Raw genomic sequence first — 18,250 nt, 5'->3', positions numbered from 1 at the left:
CGCCTACTCACTGATGACGCCCAGGTCGATGTAGTACTCGCGGGGCAGAGGCTCTTTGATGTTCTTGAGGTCGATATCTTTCGGGTCAAACGGTTCTACCCAAAGACCGGGCTGCGATACCTCGTGACGGCACCGGGGTCCACCAGGGTCGTCCTCGTAATGGCCTACGTCCCCGATTTGGTAACCCGCGGTGATGGAGCCATTCGCTTCGCGCGTCAGTGTCCAGGCATACAGGAGGGTCCTCACACCTGTGGCGGTGCTATTCCAGCCGCCGCAGACGAGTACCTCTGCCGACTGTCCGTCCGGCTGCTCCAAGATATCGATGATGACGCCCTTGGAGGCAAAGGCCGTGTAGGAGTCGATGCTCTCTTGGCTCTCACTAGCAATGTCGAACTCCGCAATGCTCGAAGCCCATGCGGCCGTGTCAGCGTAGTCATATCCGACGGCAGCGATGAGATCGGGGTCGGAGAAGTCACCAAAAGCCTGCGCGGTCGACAGTTGGATCTCGGCGTTCCGGTACGCCTGACCCCACTCCGAGTCCTCGAGGGGCCCGCTCGGTATACCGCCAGGCCAGACGATGTCTGGCGGTTCGAGGTCGCTCGCGGACGGAGAGCACCCGGCTAGGAGCAGTGCCGACAGCAACGCGCCCATCCCCAACCTGCGGCGCGTCGTAGCTGGCCCGATGCTGGTTCCGCTCGAGCTAGTGCGAACCATCCCGTGCCCCCTCGCCGAAGTACGCCCTGTATTCGTCTGCAAAGCTGTTCAGCCACTCTGTCCTGTCGGTCCCGTTCACGTCGCCCTCAAGTACGACTCCTTGAAGCGACAACGACGGATCGTTGTCGAGGCGTGAGATTTGAGCGGCAATGACTCCGCTCCCGGCGATGCTCGAGACATCGGTGAATTCGACGGCGAGTCTCTCGTTGTTGACTACCGCGCTTTCGAAGCTGCCAGCCACCGCAGACGAGCCTTGGCCCACAGCGAGGTTTCCTACTGCGCCAAGGTCCGGCAGCGGGGCTACGCTCCATAGGAGGTCCATGGCGGCAAGCTTCTGGCGCACCACGTTGTCATCGAAGCGACCCTGGAGGATGTCGGCGCCGCCGAGTGCGCCTTCGAAGGCTCCTTCCAGGTCGGTCACACGCTTGAGGCCCGAATCCCACGTCTGGTAGGTCCCCCCCGCATCAGCGTCGTGAAGCAACAGGTCCTGGGTATGAGAGACGCCCGAGCGCAGAGCAGCGAAGCCATCAACAGTGCTTCCCACGTGGCCCATCACCTCGCCGAGCGCGTCATCGTTGAAATTCGGAACCGTGACGTCGCCCGGCATCCCGGCGACGGACCGGCCGTGATCGAGGTTGCCCTCGATCGTGCCGCTCGACCATATCGTGGGCTCGATGAGCGGCATGATTTCGGCTAGTCCGGTGCCCAGCGCGAGGGCGCCTCCCACGGAGAGGTCCCCTGGGCGCACTGGCTCGAGGCCTCGTTCGAGCCCATCGACGACGCGCACGGCAACGTCGCATTGGGCGTCCCACGTAGAGGAATTCGGCGGTCCGTCCATGAACCCGCCATCGGCACGCATTGACCCCTCCCACATCGACCCGAAGCCGTCCCAACCGTCGGCCGACCAGTCGCGCGAGGACCAGTACGCGACCTTGTCGCCCGCGATCGCAGGCGCACCGTTGGCGAGGGTGCCACCGTCGGCCGACAGCCATTCCCAGGCAGCGTCAGGGTAGTGGCCCAGCGTGTCGAGCACCCTGCCCATGGGATCCCGCACCGGCGTACCGGTTCCAGAGCCGACGTTGCTGCCGTACGCCTCGCCGCGCTCGAGTTGGTCAACGATCGCGATCCCATCGAACAATCCGTAGGTGGCGCCAGCCTCAAGTTGGGATGATCCCCTGGCCTCGCCAGGCACACCCTCTCCGCGCTCCCGCATGTCGAACAGGTCGGCCATCGCGGTGGTGAAGCCAGGACCCATGGGGTGGTTGTCGGCGTCGTCAAACAAGAAGCCGACGCCCGCGAGGTGATTGGTCCGGAACCCGTTCCCACCGGGCCAATCGTCGCCGGTCAACATCTGCGAGGCGAAGTTCCTTGCGGCCGCCTCGCCCCAGGTGGCCGAACCGCTCGCGAGGGACTCGCGGATGGCGCGCGCAAAGGCCAGGGCGGCTTCGCGGTCCTCGTCGCTGTGGAAAGCGGTGGTGAAGCCGTCGCCGCCATATTGCCTGAGCCCCGCCTCCATGAGGTCGAGCACCGTGTCCCCACCGCGCCCACTCCAGAAGGCGCCCGCAAGCCCTGGGTCGGCGCCCATGCTCTGTAGGAGCGCAGTCAGCGCGGCAATGTCATCGGCGTCAGAAGAGAACCCCTCAACGGCGTCGGCAAGGCGGTTGGCCTCGGCGAGAAGCTCGGCCCTGCGCTCGCGGATGTCCGCCACGGATTGGGCTCCCGCGTAGAGCGAGACCATGCCTGCCCAGTCGACACTTTGCGCGACGCCGCCCACGTAGGCCAGGGACGAGGCGAAGGCCGTGTCGATCACACTGCGCTGCTGCTGGAGCGCGTACAGAGCGCCGTGCCCCTGAGCGATCAGGTCGTCGGCTTCTGACACCCGCTGTGCCCAATAGCCCGGCGGGAGCGATTCGGGACTCACGTGCATGAGTCCCGCCCGCATCGCCGTCCCTGAACTGACGTCCTGGCGGGCTCCTTCTGCCGTGCGGCCCATTGCGTCGAGGCTGTCGGCGTAGCTGCGCGCCGAACGATCCCACCTGTCGGTCACCGCCGCGACGTCACCGAGAAGTGCGCCGAGGCGGGTCAGCCGCGCACGGTAGGAATCCGCGACCTGGCTGTTCCACCCCGCAAAAGAGGAACTCCCTTGGAGCCGCCCCACGTCGTCCGCCAAGGTGTGAAGCGACTGCGAGCGAAGCCTCTGGGTGTCGGCGAACTCGCGCACTTGTCCGGTGTGACCGACCTCTGGATAGGAGCTCATCGTGCTCACAGTTCCAAGTTGATGCCGTGGCGGTCCCACACCTCAAGGGCGGAGGCGGCAAGACCCGCCGCCTGGGCGAGGTCGCGCATCTCAGTCTCGATCACGAGAGCCTGAACTCGGAAGTTGTCTTCGCTGGTGGCACCGGCGCCGGCGACGAGAGAGGACCCGCACTGACTGAGAGAACAGTGTGCCGTGTGTGGCGCCGCGGCCAGCGTGCTCGCCCACCCGCCGATGGCGAGGCCAGCGTCGCGTACGGCGTCCGTATCGGCCGACATTCTCGAACTCATCGTTCGCCCCCCGGTGTGAGGCGCGCCCAGAGCACACCCCTGGCAGACAGGCTAGCGGGGTGGGGTCACGCTCGCACAAGAGGTGTCGCCTAGGTGGGGATAACTATCCATCCTCAGGACAGCGACATGAACATCTTCTCGAGTCGCTCGCGCGCGTCCGTCTCGTCCTCGTCCGACCGGATGCACTGCTGCAGGCCCGCCGCGATCATGGTGAAGCCGGCGCGGTCGATGGCCTTCGAGACGGCGGCCAGTTGGGTGACGACGTCGCCGCAGTCGCGGCCCTCGTCGATCATGTTGAGCACACCGGCAAGTTGACCCTGCGCGCGGCGCAAGCGCTTGATGACAGGCTCGAGGTCTTGCGGCTCCAAGTGAACAGCCGACATGACGCCTCCCTTTCGGCGCGGCGCACACGCACCGCGTCCGCGCTCAATATACCCCCGCCCGTACCCTGCGCGAAAGGTCTTCGGTCCCGCGCCCACCTCGTGAGCGCGCCACAATAGGCACATGATGCCCGAAGACCTGCCTCAAGACCGTGAACTCGACCCCGCGTGGCTCAAGGCCACCGTCGCCGCCGCGCTCGACGAGGACCTGGGCGGACGCCCTGGTAGAGACGTGACCACGCAGGCGACCATCGCGCCGACGCTCCAGGTCACCGGCGACGTCGTGGTCAGAGACGACGGCGTGCTCGCCGGCATCGGCGTCGTCGAGGACGCGATGACACAGGTAGCGCAGCGGCTCGGCCTTGACGTCCCGCGCGTGCAACACCTCGCAGCCGACGGCGACGCCATCGCGGCGGGAACCAGCGTGGCCCGCGTCGAGGGTGCAGGGCACGTGGTCCTCATTGCGGAGCGCACCGTCCTCAACCTCATGTCCAGGGCGTCGGGAGTCGCCACCCACACGAGGCGCTGGGCCGACGCGCTCGCAGGCACCGAAGCACGGGTGCTGGACACCCGCAAGACCACTCCTCTGTTACGAGAGCTCGACAAATACGCGGTGCGGTGCGGCGGGGGAGTGAACAAGCGATTCGGTCTGTACGACTGCGCGATGATCAAGGACAACCACATCATCGCATCGGGGTCCATCGCCGACGCCGTGGCCGCGATCCGACAGGCCTTTCCCGACGTTCCCCTTCAGGTGGAAGTCGAGGGGCGCGACCAGGCCTTGGAGGCCCTCGCCGCGGGCATTCGCTTCCTCATGCTGGACAACATGCCCCCCGCACAGATGGCGGAGTTGATCGCCGAGATCCGCGGCATGGACGATCAGTACGGTGCGGTGCGCTTCGAGGCCACGGGAGGGCTCACGCTCGCGAACGCGGCCGACGTTGCGGCAACCGGCGTGGACTTCATGTCGGTGGGCGCGCTCACCCATAGCTCGGCCATCCTGGATATCGCGCTCGACGTGCGCGAGGCGAAGGCGGGCAGCGCCCTCACGTAGGGCTCCGTGCGCCGGGTAGCCTTGAGCCCGTGACTGAGCAGCCGATAGTAGAAGACCTCCCCGAGCAGATGCGCGTGCGGCGCGACAAGCGCGACCGCATTCTCGCCGCTGGCGGGCAGGCATACCCCGTGTCCGTTCCGGTGACGCACCAGATCGCCGACGTCTCGGCGGCCTACGCGTCGATCGAGGACGGCGTGGAGACGGACGACGTCGTGGCGGTAGCCGGTCGCGTGGTCTTTGTGCGTAACACGGGAAAGCTGTGCTTCGCCGCCATCCAAGATGGCGAAGGCAACAGGCTGCAGTTGATGGTGAGCCTTGCCGCCGTCGGCGAAGACTCGCTTGCTGCATTCAAGACCGACGTTGACCTCGGCGATCACCTGTTCGCCCAAGGGCGAGCGGGAAAGTCCCGCCGCGGCGAGGTGAGCGTCTTTGTCTCCGAGTGGTCCCTCGCGGCCAAGGCCTTGCGGCCGCTGCCCGTCCTTCACAAGGATCTTGCCGAAGACACCCGAGTCCGTCAGCGCTACATCGACCTGATCGTGCGGCCGCTCGCACGTGACACCGCTCGCCAACGTGCGCGTCTCATGCGCTCTTTGCGAGAGTCCCTGCACGGTCGCGGGTTCATCGAGATTGAGACGCCGATGCTCCAGACGCAGCACGGCGGCGCGGCGGCACGGCCATTTGTGACCCACATGAACGCGTTCGACATTGATCTCTATATGCGCATCGCGCCGGAGCTATTCCTCAAGCGGGCCGTCGTGGGCGGCATTGAAAAGGTCTTCGAGATCAACCGAAATTTCCGCAATGAAGGCGCCGACTCGTCGCACTCGCCCGAGTTCTCGATGCTCGAGGCGTACGAGGCCTACGGCGACTACTCGACCATGGCGACGCTCACGCAGAACCTGATTCAAACGTCGGCCGTTGATCTGTTTGGAACCACCACCGTGACCCACGCGAACGGCGAGGAATACGAACTCGGAGGTGAGTGGCCGTCCATCACGCTCTACGGATCTCTGTCGGAGGCAATCGGAACCGACATCACACCCGAGACGCCGGTTGCTGAACTGCAGGCCTGGTGCGACAAGGCCGAGATCTCGGTGGATCCCAAGCACACCAATCACGGCAAGCTTGTCGAGGAGCTCTGGGAGCACCACGTGGGCGAGAGCCTGACGAGGCCGACCTTTGTGAGGGACTTCCCCGTAGAGACGAGCCCGCTCACGCGAGACCATAGGGAGACTCCTGGACTCGTGGAGAAGTGGGACCTCTACGTGAGCGGCTTCGAACTCGCGACCGCGTACTCAGAGTTGGTTGACCCTGTGATCCAGCGCGAACGCTTTGAACAGCAGGCGCGACTCGCCGCGCTCGGCGATGCCGAGGCGATGCGGCTCGACGAAGACTTCCTGACCGCGATGGAGCACGGCATGCCCCCAGCGGGCGGCATGGGCATGGGAATTGATCGACTGCTGATGGCGCTGACAGGACTGGGGATTCGGGAGACGATTCTCTTTCCCTTGGTCAAGCCTGAGGAGAGGCCATGAACGCCACCGCCCTTGCTGCAGGCATCCTGCCGTCGCTTGGTGTCGGCGGGTTGTTCTTCTTTGTGATGCGCGGAATCATGAGAGCGGATCGCCGCGAGAGAGAAGCGATCGCTCAGTTGGACCGCGAAGAGGAAGAGGCTGCCCAGCGGCTGACGGCCGAACACGGCGGCCAGGACGCGCAATAGCGGATTTCGCTCGTTTGCGTGGTTCGACTTTGTCGCTTAGGGGAAAGGGTCGACCCCCCAATCAAGAATTGACAGGGAAATCGCTCTCGATACGCACTATCCTGCTGATGATGCAAAGATGGTCGGGACGCTGAAGAAAGGAAGTCGCATGGCTCAGAAAGTCCAGGTTGTCCTGGTCGACGATGTTGATGGTGGTTCGGCAGATGAGACGCTGAGGTTCGCGGTCGACAACACCCAGTACGAGATCGACCTGTCGACCGCCCACGCCACCGAGATGCGCGCGGCGTTCGCGCCGTGGGTTTCCGCCGCTCGCAAGGTATCCGCCAGGGGTACGAGCAAGCCGCGCGGCGGTGCCGACACCAGCAAGGTCAGGGCGTGGGCTAAGCAGAACGGCTTCGAGGTATCGGAGCGCGGCCGCATTTCGGCCACCGTACGTTCCGCGTACGACGCGGCTCACTAGGCCAGGGCTGGCCGCGACACATCCCCCTCGTGTCGCGGCCATGCTCGTGCCAGTCTTAGGACATGACCTCCTTCTTCGTGGGAACGTATCCGCAGGCAGGCCTTGGCACTGAGCCGGGCAAGGGCGAGGGCGTGTGGCGCGCCCAGATCGACGCCGAGGGCGACATGACCGCGGCCCAGGTCACTGTCGAGCCCGCTCCGTCCTTTGCGGTCACACATCCGCAAGCACCGGTGATCTACGTGGTGGAGGAGACGGAGCCCACCACCGTGGCGGTGTGGGATGTGGGTACCGAGCCCCCGCGAGAGTTGGCTCGGATCGACGCAGGGGGCGCATACGGGTGCCACGCCCTGGTTGCCCCTGACGGAGCGACCCTCTACGTCAGCCATTACGGCAACGGGGATGTGAGCGTGATCCCTCTCGCGCCTGGCGGCATTCCCCACGCCACCGCACCCGCGCAGACCGTGTCACACGAGGGATCGGGGCCGCGCAGCGATCGCCAACAAGGGCCGCACGCGCACTTCGCCGCCTTCGCGCCCGGTGGCAGGCACCTGCTCATTGCTGATCTCGGCACCGACCAACTGCGGCGCTACAACGTGGGTGCCGACGGGCTGCTGTATCAACCCGGCATTGCCGCGACGCTGCAGCCAGGGTCCGGCCCGCGCCATCTCGCCGTGCGCGGCGACCTGATCTACGTCGTGTGCGAGCTCGACCATTACGTGCGGACGCTGCGGTGGGATGGCGCGTCTGGCACGGCCGAGGTCATTGCAGAGCACCAGACCACGCTGGTTCCGCTGCGCTCCGGCGACACCTTGTACGACGCTCACGTCGATATCGTGCATCGCGAGCGAGGCGACGTCCTGCTGGTGTCCGTGAGGGGGGCGGACGTCATTTCCGTGTTCGACATCGCTCCTGAAGGCGAGTTGACCTACAGGGCCGCCTTCGATGCCGGTCACTGGCCGCGCCACTTCGCGGTCGTCGGCGAGCAACTGATCGTGGGTGCCGAGCGCGGCCACGAAGTGCGTGCCTACGCTTTGGCCGACGTTTTGGCGTTGCCTCCTGAATCGGAATCTGGCGCGGTCGCTTCGCTGCCGCACACGTCGGCCCCCATCACGAGCCCCGCCTGCGTCGTTCCCCTCTCCTAAACCGAGAAAACGGTCCGCACGTCGCGCCGTCGGGACGTTCGATGCGTGCACCGTCCGCCGCCATGCGTCAGGATGGACCCATGACCTACACACTCATCCTGCTCCGCCACGGCGAGAGCGAATGGAACGCCAAGAACCTGTTTACCGGTTGGGTCGACGTGCCCCTGAACGAGAAGGGCTGGGGCGAGGCCGTACGCGGCGGCGAGCTGCTCAAGGAGGAAGGCGTGCTTCCCGACGTCGTCCACACCTCGTTGCTGCGTCGCGCCATCATGACCGCGAACCTCGCGCTCGACGCCGCCGACAGGCACTGGGTTCCCGTCAAGCGCAACTGGCGCCTCAACGAGCGCCACTACGGAGACCTCCAGGGCAAGAACAAGGCCGAGACCCTCGAGCAGTACGGCGAAGAGAAGTTCATGACGTGGCGCCGTTCCTACGACGTGCCGCCGCCCGTGATCTCTGCGGACAACGAGTACACCCAAGAGGGAGACCCCCGCTACGCCGGCGAGCCGATTCCCAAGACCGAATGCCTCAAGGACGTCCTTGAGCGCGCGCTGCCGTACTGGGAGTCCGCGATCGTTCCTGATCTCAAGGAAGGCAAAACGGTCATGGTGGCCGCACACGGCAACTCCTTGCGCGCCATCATCAAGTACCTGGACGGCATCGCTGACGACGACATCGTGGGCGTCAACGTGCCCACGGGCATCCCGCTCGTCTACGAACTCGACGAGCAGACCCTCAAGCCCATCAAGCCGGGCGGCACGTACCTTGACGCCGACGCCGCGGCAGCTGCCATTCAGGCCGTGGCCAATCAGGGCAAGAAGTAGTAGCCTCAAAGTAAGCGTTCGGTCGACCTCTCATTGTCGGCCGACAAAGCGAAGGGCCCCGCCTCACGGCGGGGCCCTTCGTCGTTTGCGCGTCAGGAGACGCTAGATGCGAGCGGACTCGCCAGTGTGGTCACCCGTGACCAAGTAGACGATCCTGCGGGAGACGCCGACGGCGTGGTCGCCAAAGCGTTCGAAGTAGCGTGCGAGCAGCGAGATGTTGAGGATCTCTTGCGGGCTACCCACGAAGTCCTCGGCGAGCAGTCGCTGGTATGCCTCGGCGTGGAGCTGGTCGAGAGTGTCGTCGTCGCTCACGATTCCTGCGGCGACGTTCAGGTCGCGCCCCTCGATCAGTTCGGCGACCTCTTGAGCGGCCTTCCTGGCGGCCACGACCATCCCCTCGACCACATCGGCGTGCGAGTCGGGGAAGGCGCTGTCTGGGTACGCGCGACGCGCGGCTTCGGCGATGTGCTGAGCCAGGTCGCCCATGCGCTCGAGCGCTGCGGAGATGCGCAAGCTGACAATGATGGTCCGCAGGTCAAGGCCAACGGGCTGCTGTTGTGCGATGAGCAGGACGCAGCGTTCGTCGACTGTTCCCTCGATGTCATCGAGTGTGGCGTCGTTGGCAATGACTTGCTGGGCCATTTCCACGTTCTTGGTCAGTAGTGCCTCGCCCGCCTGGTCGATGGCGGTCGACACGTGCCGAGCCATGGCGGCAAGATCATCGGCAAGTTCCGACATCTCGGCGGTAAACAGCGTGCGCATGGGTCTCCCTTGGTATCGCTAATCGTTCCTAGTGTGGCACTCGTGACGCGTCGGGAAGAAGAAGTGGGCGTTGGGCGTGGTGAACAATCGATGACGACTGTGAACTTTCGGTAAAGCCGACCTCCTATGGATACTGTGGCGGCATGACACCGCTCGCATGGCTTGCGATGGCCCTTGCCTTTTGCGGCGGAGTGCTCCTTGGTGCGCTCCTATTGCGCCGACGCGCCAAGCAGGAGGTGGTCGCGCGCACCTTGGTGCCGCACCGCACGCGCCAAATCGTCGGTGCCTTGCAGTCGGGAGCAGTCATCGTGCGGCGCGATCGCAGGGCATCCTTCTCGAACCATTCGGCCGCGGCGTTGGGAATCGCCAGACCGGACGGCGCGCTTCACGACGGCGTTGCCGACCTGGCCGAGCGGGCGTGGAGTACGGGCGAGGTGGTCGAGGAAGAAGTCGAAGTGCGGCGCGGGGTGCTTGGCGCCGTGTCTCTTGTCCACGTGAGGGTGACGCCCATCGACGAGGAACTGGCGCTAGCGGTGGCGAACGACAACACGGAGCAACGGGCCGCGGAGGCAACACGGCGCGAGTTTGCCGTCAATGTCTCGCACGAACTGAAGACTCCGATCGGCGCTTTGTCCTTGTTGGCAGAGAACGTCGAAGACACGGCGGACGATCCGGAACTGGTGCGCCAGTTCGCGGTCAAGATGCGCCGCGAGGCCAGGAGGCTTACGAAACTCATCCAGGAGATCATCGACATCTCGCGGCTCCAGGGCGGCGAGTCGGTGCTCGACCATGAGGAGATCGACGTCGCTGGCGTGGTCCACGAGGCTTTCGAGGGCGCGCGCCTTGCTGCGGAGACCAAACGAATCGAGCTGGTCGCCGACCTGAGGGCCCGCCCCATGGTCTTGGGTGACAGGGACCTCTTGGTCATGGCAGTCCGCAACCTCGTCGACAACGCCATCGCCTACTCAGACGCGGGATCGCGCGTCACGGCTTCCGTGACCACCCACGAAGACGCCGTGTCTATCGCGGTCATGGATCAGGGAATCGGCATCGACGCCAAAGATCAAGAGCGCATCTTCGAGCGGTTCTACCGCACCGATCCCGCGAGGGCCAGGCAGACGGGAGGCACCGGCCTGGGGCTGAGCATCGTCAAGCACGTGGCGCTGCAACACTCAGGGGCGGTGACAGTCTGGTCCCAGCCCTCGGTGGGCTCCACCTTCACCTTGACCCTTCCCGGATACCAGGAGTCACCATGACCGACCACGTCTTAATCGTCGAGGACGAGGAGACCTATCGCGACTCGCTGCGATTCATCTTCGAACGCGAGGGTTTCCGTGTCACCCTCGCAGCCAACGGCCGGGAGGGCATCGAGGCCTTTGAACGCGACGGCGCCGACGTGGTGCTTCTCGACCTCATGCTTCCCGAGGTATCGGGCACGGACGTGTTTCGCGCAATCAGGACGCATTCCGACGTTCCGGTCGTCATGGTGACGGCGCGAGACGACCAGGTCGACAAGATCATCGGGCTGGAACTCGGCGCCGACGACTACGTCACCAAGCCCTTTAGCGGCAGGGAGTTGGTGGCGAGGGTGCGCAACGTGCTGCGTAGGGCGAGTGCGCTACCGGCCGACCTCGATGACGAACCGACGCGGCTCACCGTCTCCCGCTTCACTCTCGATCCAGAGCGCCTCACCGTCACCAAGGACGGTGTCGCACAGTCCCTGCCGCCCAAGGAGTTCGCGCTGTTCTACTTGCTCGCCGCCAATGCTGGCCGCGTACTGACCCGCCAGGTCATCATCGACCGCGTTTGGGGAGCCGATTACTTCGGGGACACGAAGACTCTCGACGTCCACATCAAGCGGCTCCGCGGCCGGATAGAGGACGAGCCAGGCTCGCCACAGCACCTGCAAACGGTGCGCGGCGTCGGCTACACCTTTGAGCCGTAAAGCCCCCTGAACGGGGGGCGTTGTCGAACCGTGATGTGCGTTCACCGAACGTTCACCCCCCGTTCAGACCTTCCGTCGATGCGCGTTACCTTGCATCCTTAACGTGGGGGGTGACCGGCAAACGCCGGGAAGTGTCAACACGTAAGGAATCTCTGTGAACATCGCACTTCGCTCGGGAGCCGTCGCCTCTGTGGCCGCGCTCTCCCTGCTGCTTGCGGCCTGTGGGCCGTCCAACGAGGACGAAGAGACCTCGCCTGAGACCAGCGGCGCGACCACCACCGAGGCCATGGCTGACCTGGCAGGCACGCTCAACGGAGCGGGCGCCTCTTCGCAGGAGTCGGCCATGGAGGCCTGGCGCGCTGGCTTCACCGCCGACTACCCGGACGTGATCGTCAACTACGACCCCGTCGGCTCTGGCGGCGGACGCACCCAGTTCCTTGACGGCGCCACGTCGTTCGCCGGGTCCGACTCGCTCATGGACGAGGAGGAGTACGCCCTCGCTGTCGATCGTTGCGACGCCGACGCCGGTGCCATCCACCTGCCCATGTACATCTCCCCGATCGCCGTGATCTTCAACCTTCCCGGCATCGACAGCATCAACATGACGGCCGACGTCATCGCGCAGATCTTCGACGGCAAGATCACGGCGTGGAACGACCCGGCGCTCGTCGAGATCAACCCCGACATCGAACTGCCCTCGACCACGATCACCATGGTGCACCGTGCCGACGAGTCGGGCACCACGTCCAACTTCACGGATTACCTCGCGAAGGCCTCGACCTCGTGGCCCTACGAGAAGTCGGGCGACTGGCCGAACGCGCTGGGCGAGTCTGGTCCAGGCACCTCTGCCGTGGTGCAGATCGTTCAGGACACCGAGGGTGCCATTGGTTACGCCGACGCCTCGCGTGCCGGTGACCTCGGAACCGTTGCGCTCGGTGTGGGCGAGGAGTGGGTGCCGTTCTCGGCCGAAGCCGCCGCCGCCGTCGTCGACGCTTCGCCGCTCGCAGAAGGTGCCAACGGCGAGAACGACCTGGCCTACAAGCTGGACCGCACCACCACGGCGTCGGGTGCCTACCCGCTCGTGCTGGTGTCGTACCACATCCTGTGCCAGCAGTACGACGACGCCGACGAGCGCGCGCTCGTGACGTCGTTCCTGAAGTACGTCGCTTCCGACGCCGGTCAGCAGCAGTCCGCCTCGGCGGCAGGCTCCTCGCCGATCTCGGCTCAGCTGTCGAGCGACATCACCGCGATTCTCGACGAGATTGCGGCCGGCTAACTAGTCACGTCGGTATAGGTTCGGTGGTGGGCGCATCCCGCTCGGGGTGCGCCGCCACCGGACCTTTCCACATCACAGGGAGCGATACCGAGTGACAACCACTCAGCACCGTGCCGTCGTCGCTGACGACCAGCCTGCGCTCACCGCCCGCAAGGAGTCGGCAGCCGACAAGGTCTTCCTCGGGCTGTCCGGCACGTCAGCGTCATTGATTCTGGTCGTGTTGGCGGCCGTAGCGACCTTCCTCTTGGTGGAGGCGTGGCCAGCGCTCACTGACACCGCTGGTGACGTGGCTGACAGGGTTCAGTGGATCAAGCCTGAGACCGGTGAGTCGCTCATCGAGATCATCGGCTTCTTGGTCTTCGGAACCGTCATCATCTCGACCATCGCCCTGCTGATTGCTACGCCGCTGTCGGTGGGAATCGCGCTCTTCATCTCGCACTATGCGCCGCGAAAGCTCGCCGCAGGGCTGGGCTACCTGATCGACCTCCTCGCGGCGATCCCGTCGGTGGTCTACGGGTTGTGGGGCGCGATCGTCCTCATTCCCGTGCTTCAGCCCTTCTACCAGTTCCTCTCTGAGGTGCTGGGATGGATTCCGCTGTTTGCGGCCGCCGAAGACGGCACCGTGTCAGGCACCGGCCGCGTGGCCATGTCCGCCGGCATCGTTCTGGCCATCATGATCCTGCCGATCATCACCGCCGTCTCCCGCGAAGTGTTCCTCCAGACGCCCACCTTGCATGAGGAGGCGGCGCTCGCGATGGGTGCGACCCGGTGGGAGATGATCAAGATGGCGGTGTTCCCCTTCGGCCGCTCTGGCGTTATTGGCGCCACCATGCTGGGCCTTGGCCGGGCGCTAGGGGAGACCATGGCCGTCTACATGATCATCTCTCCGGGTCTCAGTTACTCGTTCAACATCTTGCAAGCTGGCGAGCACAACACGATCGCTTCGTTCATCGCACTGCAGTTCCCCGAGGCGAACTCGTCGGGCGTCTCCGCCCTGATCGCCATGGGCCTGGCACTGTTCATCATCACGCTGCTCGTCAACATGGCCGCCCGCTGGGTGGTCGCTCAGCGATCCGAATTCTCTGGAGCTAACTGATGGCCACCCAGACCATGACGTCGTCGTCGTCGCCGCTTGGCGAACTGTCGCAGCGCCGCAAGTGGACCAACGTCGGCATGACTGTGTTGATCTACGGCGCCTTTGCCGTCGCGCTCATCCCGCTCGTGTGGCTGTCGGTCACCGTGGTCACGCGTGGCATGGACCGCTTCATGGTGGACTCCAATGGAGACTCCACCTTCAACCTCGAGTTCCTCAACCAGTCCATGCGAGGGGTGTTCGGTGGCATGCCGGAGGGGGGCATCTACCACGCTGTATTCGGCACTCTTGCGATCACGCTCGCCGCAACGGTCATCTCAGTACCGATCGGCCTGCTGACGGCCGTGTACCTCGTCGAGTACGGCAAGGGCTGGCTCAAGAACGCCGTGACGTTCTTCGTGGACGTCATGACGGGTATCCCCTCGATCGTCGCCGGTCTGTTCGCCTACGCGATGTTCGCCATCATCGTCGGCCCCGGAACGAAGCTCGGCATCGTGGGCGCCGTCGCGTTGTCGGTACTCATGATTCCCGTCGTCGTGCGCGCCACAGAGGAGATGCTCAAGCTGGTCCCCAACGAACTGCGTGAGGCGTCGTACGCCTTGGGTGTGCCCCGCTGGCTGACGATCATCAAGGTCGTCATTCGCACAGCGGCCGCTGGCATCACGACGGGTATCACCCTGTCGATCGCGCGAGTGATTGGCGAGACTGCGCCGTTGCTCATTGCGGTCGGCGTCACGGATGCGTACAACCTGAATCTCTTTGACGGTCGCATGATGACGCTTCCCGTGTACATCGTGGCCGAATGGCGCAAGGGCGACCAACCGTGCAACGACCCCTCCGTTGCCTGCGTGCCAGAGATCACCGAGTACCGCGCGTGGGCTGCCGCCCTCGTCCTCATCCTCATCGTCATGGCGCTCAACCTCATTGCGCGCCTCATCTCCAAGTACTTCTCGCCCAAAACCGGTCGGTAAAGGAATCCCACGTGGCCAAGCGCATTGACGTCAACAACCTGAACGTCTACTACAGCAGCTTCCTTGCTGTCGAAGATGTCTCGCTCGCGATCGAGCCCAACTCGGTGACGGCGTTCATCGGCCCATCGGGCTGCGGCAAGTCGACCTTCTTGCGCACCCTCAACCGGATGCACGAGGTGATTCCTGGCGCCCGCGTCGAGGGCGAGGTCCTGATGGACGGGGTGAACCTCTACGACTCGGCTGTCGACCCCGTGGCCGTGCGCCGCCACGTCGGCATGGTCTTCCAGCGACCCAACCCGTTCCCCACCATGTCGATCGCCGAGAACGTGGTGGCTGGCGTCAAGCTCAACAACAAGCGGATGTCCAAGTCGGACACGGAGGACCTCGTGGAGCAGTCGCTGCGCGGCTCCAACTTGTGGGACGAGGTCAAGGACCGCCTAGACAAGCCTGGTTCGTCGCTGTCGGGCGGTCAGCAGCAGCGCCTATGCATTGCCCGCGCGATCGCGATCAAGCCTGACGTGGTGTTGATGGACGAGCCTTGCTCGGCGCTTGACCCGATCTCGACCCTCGCGATCGAGGACCTCATCCAGGAGCTCAAGGCCAACTACACGATCGTCATCGTGACGCACAACATGCAACAGGCTGCGCGCGTGAGTGAGAAGACGGCGTTCTTCAACATTGCCGGTACGGGCAAGCCCGGCAAGCTCATCGAGATGAACGACACCACCACCATCTTCTCTGCGCCGTCAGAGAAGGCGACAGAGGACTACATCTCCGGCCGCTTCGGTTGAACCCTGCGGGCGCACCGGTGCGTTGGATCGCGCCGGAGCTGCGTCTCGAGTGGTCAGCGCCGTCGCGTGGCGACACGGTGCGGCATCCCTGAACACTTCTGACCGTCGGCGGATGCGGCACGCGGTCTACATGCGCTAGGGGCGGCGCGTCGGCCCCTCGCGCGGTCAGAACTGTTCGGCCGCCAAACCGACAGCTGCTGCGCTCGGCCTCTCGGCCTCTCGGCCTCTCGGCCTTCGGCGGCCGGGCCTCCCGACCCTCGGCGGCCGGCTAGTCGGCCCCGCGACCTCCCGGCCACTCGCACTAGGAGGCGGAGGCTTCCAACTCCTCGAGCACGTCGGCGTACTGCGGAAGAGTGCCGTCCATGACGGGGAGCGCGCCCGTCGCTGCCCCTTCACCCTCGACGGTGACCGTGTAGGTGCCGAACAGCCCGGGGTTGGTGGGCGCCGTCGTGACGAACTCCTCGGTGCCCTCGCCGACACCCAGTTGAATGCCCACCATCGGCGGGATGTCGTACGTCTCCTCCGTGCCGCCGATTTCCAGGGTGACGGTGGCCTCTTCTGTCAGATGGGCGTTGTAGAGCGCGCCGATGACGGCGCCAGGCTCGCCCTCAGCTGTCGTGATGAGCGTGATGTTGAGCGCTCGCACGTCGCCTACGGCCACGGAGGTGCCGTCAGAAGGGTCGTACTCCAGCGACGTGGTGACGCTCGAGGTAAGGGAGCAGGAACTGAGTACGAGCGCGGCGCCGAGGGCGACGGCTGCAACCTTCGCGCGTGAGTGCACGAGATTTCCTTTCGCGGGGGACATTCGCGGGAGGGGACGATTATCAGGATACCGGGAGCGGGCGACGGCCCTGACGGCGTGTCGTTGCGACCCCATTCCGTAACCGACCTGTATAGCACTTGTTCGCGGTGGTAGACTAGGCCCTCGGATCGAAGGGGAAACGAAAACACATGAACTTCGTCGTTGGCGAGACAGTCGTCTACCCGCACCATGGTGCGGCCCTCATCGAGGACATCAAGAAGCGCACCATTCGGGGCGAAGAAAAGATGTACCTCAAGTTGAGAGTGGCACAAGGCGACCTCACCATCGAGGTCCCCGCAGAGAACGTTGACCTCGTGGGCGTCCGCGATGTGGTCGACCAGGCGGGACTGCTGAAGGTTTTCGCAGTCCTCAAGGAGCCCTACATCGAAGAGCCGACCAACTGGTCGCGTCGCTACAAGGCCAACGTGGAGAAGCTCGCTTCCGGCGACGTCATTCGCGTGGCCGAGGTAGTCCGCGACTTGTCGCGTCGCGACACGGACAAGGGCCTGAGTGCAGGCGAGAAGCGCATGCTTTCCAAGGCGCGCCAGATCCTCGTCAGCGAGTTGGCTCTCGCCGAGAAGTGTGACGAGCCCACTGCAGAGACTCGGCTCGACGCGGTCCTCGCGTCGTGACAACGGCGGCCGTCCTGACGGCCGCAGGGAGCGGCTCCCGACTTGCCCGCGACATTCCCAAAGGCCTTGTGACGGTCGGTGGAACCCCGCTGGTGACATGGGCGGCGTCTGCTCTTGCCACGGTGTGCGAACGCATCGTGGTGACGGCCCCGGCCGACGCCGTTGCTGATTTCGTCGACGCCGTAGCGGGGGTTGCGGCGCGCGTCGAGGTAGTCGTGGGTGGCGGCACCAGGCAAGCCTCCGTCGCTCGCGGGCTGGACGCGCTCGCCGACCTCGGAGGCGGAGACGCCGTGCTCGTTCACGACGCGGCCAGGCCCTTCATGCCGGTGGCCGTGTTTGGCCGACTACTCGACGCGCTCGAGACGTGCGACGCGGTCATTCCCGTGCTCCCGGTGGTCGACACGATCGTCACGGGCGTCGGCGGCGAGGTGAGTTACCTTGACCGGCAGAGCCTCGGGGCAGTCCAAACTCCTCAGGCCCTTCTCCTGAGCGTCCTTCGCGAGTCGCACGAGCGAGCGCAGGCGGACGGTGTTGAGGCCACCGACGATGGCGCGCTTGCGTTGCGATATGGCTTCCGGCTTGCGACAGTCGAGGGCGATGTTCTCGGGTCCAAGATCACCTATCCAGCGGACCTCGCGGCTGCACAGTTGAGGATCACGGCATGATGCGCACAGGGATCGGCACCGACACCCACGCGTTCGCTAACCACAAGGGCCTGCATCTGGCCGGTCTGTCCTGGCCAGAAGAGACGGCACTGGCGGGGCACTCCGATGGCGACGTTGCGGCGCACGCGGCCTGCGACGCGCTGCTGTCCGCGGCTGGTCTCGGCGACCTCGGGTCAAACTTTGGCACCGACAGGCCGGAGTGGGCTGGCGCTTCGGGCGCAACGCTCTTGACCGAGACCGCGAGCCGGGTGCGCGCGGCCGGCTTTCAGATCTCCAATGTGGCCGTCCAAGTGATCGGCAACCGTCCCAAGCTCGGCCCACGCAGGGCGGAGGCAGAAGCGGCGCTGTCCACCGCCGTCGGCGCCCCTGTGAGCGTGTCGGCAACCACCACTGACGGCCTTGGCCTCACCGGTCGCGGCGAGGGGCTGGCGGCGATCGCGACGGCGCTCGTCACCCGGGCCTAGCGTCGGCCAAA

General features: G+C 65.2%; 21 protein-coding genes. 15 read left to right on the top strand and 6 right to left on the bottom strand.

Features of this window, described 5'->3' with window-relative positions:
- Window positions 1–3: 3 nt before the first annotated feature.
- From LGT36_RS09405 to LGT36_RS09390, 4 genes are all read right to left on the bottom strand, one after another.
- Window positions 4–714 carry a hypothetical protein gene (locus LGT36_RS09405; protein WP_248642059.1) on the bottom strand — a complete coding sequence of 237 codons (711 nt, stop codon included), beginning with the start codon at window positions 712–714 and terminating at the stop codon, window positions 4–6.
- Window positions 701–2,971: a DUF6571 family protein gene (locus LGT36_RS09400; protein WP_370634323.1), complete on the bottom strand. Its 2,271-nt coding sequence runs from the start codon at window positions 2,969–2,971 to the stop codon at window positions 701–703. The genes LGT36_RS09405 and LGT36_RS09400 overlap by 14 nt, the downstream gene beginning before the upstream one ends.
- A gap of 5 nt (window positions 2,972–2,976) precedes the next feature.
- On the bottom strand, window positions 2,977–3,246 hold the full coding sequence (locus LGT36_RS09395; RefSeq protein WP_226096177.1) for a hypothetical protein: 270 nt from the start codon (window positions 3,244–3,246) through the stop codon (window positions 2,977–2,979).
- Between the two features lie 125 nt (window positions 3,247–3,371).
- Window positions 3,372–3,641: a metal-sensitive transcriptional regulator gene (locus tag LGT36_RS09390; protein ID WP_226096176.1), complete on the bottom strand. Its 270-nt coding sequence runs from the start codon at window positions 3,639–3,641 to the stop codon at window positions 3,372–3,374.
- A 121-nt stretch (window positions 3,642–3,762) separates the two neighbouring features.
- On the opposite strand from LGT36_RS09390, the gene nadC reads away from it, so the two are divergent.
- The 6 genes from nadC to LGT36_RS09360 all read left to right on the top strand — a co-directional run bounded on the left by nadC (window position 3,763) and on the right by LGT36_RS09360 (window position 8,838).
- A complete protein-coding gene (gene nadC / locus LGT36_RS09385; RefSeq protein ID WP_226096173.1) occupies window positions 3,763–4,692 on the top strand; it encodes a carboxylating nicotinate-nucleotide diphosphorylase in 930 nt (309 codons plus the stop codon).
- Window positions 4,693–4,760: 68 nt separating this feature from the next.
- Window positions 4,761–6,227, top strand: coding sequence for a lysine--tRNA ligase (gene lysS / locus LGT36_RS09380; protein ID WP_226096181.1), 1,467 nt, complete (start codon window positions 4,761–4,763; stop codon window positions 6,225–6,227).
- Window positions 6,224–6,412, top strand: a complete 189-nt coding sequence (locus LGT36_RS09375) for a hypothetical protein (protein ID WP_226096172.1) — start codon at window positions 6,224–6,226, stop codon at window positions 6,410–6,412. The genes lysS and LGT36_RS09375 overlap by 4 nt, the downstream gene beginning before the upstream one ends.
- A 148-nt stretch (window positions 6,413–6,560) precedes the next feature.
- On the top strand, window positions 6,561–6,872 hold the full coding sequence (locus LGT36_RS09370; protein ID WP_226096171.1) for an Lsr2 family protein: 312 nt from the start codon (window positions 6,561–6,563) through the stop codon (window positions 6,870–6,872).
- 62 nt (window positions 6,873–6,934) lie between these two features.
- Window positions 6,935–8,014, top strand: coding sequence for a beta-propeller fold lactonase family protein (locus tag LGT36_RS09365; RefSeq protein WP_226096170.1), 1,080 nt, complete (start codon window positions 6,935–6,937; stop codon window positions 8,012–8,014).
- Between the two features lie 80 nt (window positions 8,015–8,094).
- On the top strand, window positions 8,095–8,838 hold the full coding sequence (locus LGT36_RS09360; RefSeq protein WP_226096169.1) for a phosphoglyceromutase: 744 nt from the start codon (window positions 8,095–8,097) through the stop codon (window positions 8,836–8,838).
- Between the two features lie 102 nt (window positions 8,839–8,940).
- Here LGT36_RS09360 and phoU read toward each other — a convergent pair whose 3' ends face one another.
- On the bottom strand, window positions 8,941–9,600 hold the full coding sequence (gene phoU, locus LGT36_RS09355) for a phosphate signaling complex protein PhoU (protein WP_226096168.1): 660 nt from the start codon (window positions 9,598–9,600) through the stop codon (window positions 8,941–8,943).
- Between the two features lie 143 nt (window positions 9,601–9,743).
- On the opposite strand from phoU, the gene LGT36_RS09350 reads away from it, so the two are divergent.
- The 6 genes from LGT36_RS09350 to pstB all read left to right on the top strand — a co-directional run bounded on the left by LGT36_RS09350 (window position 9,744) and on the right by pstB (window position 15,676).
- Complete coding sequence (locus tag LGT36_RS09350; protein WP_226096167.1) at window positions 9,744–10,856, top strand: cell wall metabolism sensor histidine kinase WalK; 1,113 nt, start codon at window positions 9,744–9,746, stop codon at window positions 10,854–10,856.
- Window positions 10,853–11,545: a response regulator transcription factor gene (locus tag LGT36_RS09345; RefSeq protein WP_226096166.1), complete on the top strand. Its 693-nt coding sequence runs from the start codon at window positions 10,853–10,855 to the stop codon at window positions 11,543–11,545. The genes LGT36_RS09350 and LGT36_RS09345 overlap by 4 nt, the downstream gene beginning before the upstream one ends.
- Window positions 11,546–11,699: 154 nt before the next feature.
- Entirely contained in the window at window positions 11,700–12,821 is a 1,122-nt protein-coding gene (gene pstS / locus LGT36_RS09340) for a phosphate ABC transporter substrate-binding protein PstS (protein WP_370634322.1), read from the top strand.
- A gap of 91 nt (window positions 12,822–12,912) precedes the next feature.
- Complete coding sequence (gene pstC / locus LGT36_RS09335; RefSeq protein WP_226096164.1) at window positions 12,913–13,917, top strand: phosphate ABC transporter permease subunit PstC; 1,005 nt, start codon at window positions 12,913–12,915, stop codon at window positions 13,915–13,917.
- A complete protein-coding gene (pstA, locus tag LGT36_RS09330) occupies window positions 13,917–14,885 on the top strand; it encodes a phosphate ABC transporter permease PstA (protein ID WP_226096163.1) in 969 nt (322 codons plus the stop codon). Before pstC ends, pstA begins: the two co-directional genes overlap by 1 nt.
- 11 nt (window positions 14,886–14,896) lie before the next feature.
- Window positions 14,897–15,676, top strand: a complete 780-nt coding sequence (gene pstB / locus LGT36_RS09325) for a phosphate ABC transporter ATP-binding protein PstB (RefSeq protein WP_226096162.1) — start codon at window positions 14,897–14,899, stop codon at window positions 15,674–15,676.
- Between the two features lie 301 nt (window positions 15,677–15,977).
- On the opposite strand, the gene LGT36_RS09320 is transcribed toward pstB, so the two are convergent.
- The gene (locus tag LGT36_RS09320; RefSeq protein ID WP_226096161.1) at window positions 15,978–16,457 is read right to left on the bottom strand and encodes a hypothetical protein; all 480 of its coding nucleotides are present in this window, start codon (window positions 16,455–16,457) and stop codon (window positions 15,978–15,980) included.
- A gap of 170 nt (window positions 16,458–16,627) precedes the next feature.
- Between LGT36_RS09320 and LGT36_RS09315 the strand changes: the two genes are divergently transcribed.
- From LGT36_RS09315 to ispF, 3 genes are read left to right on the top strand one after another with little or no spacing between them, the layout of a single operon-like run.
- Entirely contained in the window at window positions 16,628–17,110 is a 483-nt protein-coding gene (locus tag LGT36_RS09315; protein ID WP_226096160.1) for a CarD family transcriptional regulator, read from the top strand.
- Window positions 17,107–17,775, top strand: coding sequence for a 2-C-methyl-D-erythritol 4-phosphate cytidylyltransferase (ispD, locus tag LGT36_RS09310; RefSeq protein ID WP_226096159.1), 669 nt, complete (start codon window positions 17,107–17,109; stop codon window positions 17,773–17,775). Before LGT36_RS09315 ends, ispD begins: the two co-directional genes overlap by 4 nt.
- Complete coding sequence (gene ispF, locus LGT36_RS09305; RefSeq protein WP_226095072.1) at window positions 17,772–18,239, top strand: 2-C-methyl-D-erythritol 2,4-cyclodiphosphate synthase; 468 nt, start codon at window positions 17,772–17,774, stop codon at window positions 18,237–18,239. The genes ispD and ispF overlap by 4 nt, the downstream gene beginning before the upstream one ends.
- Window positions 18,240–18,250: the final 11 nt, after the last annotated feature.

Source organism: Demequina sp. TMPB413, assembly GCF_020447105.2.
GTDB lineage: Bacteria > Actinomycetota > Actinomycetes > Actinomycetales > Demequinaceae > Demequina.
The sequence above is the reverse complement of the archived record's forward strand: the minus strand, read 5'-3'. Positions and strand labels throughout refer to the sequence as shown.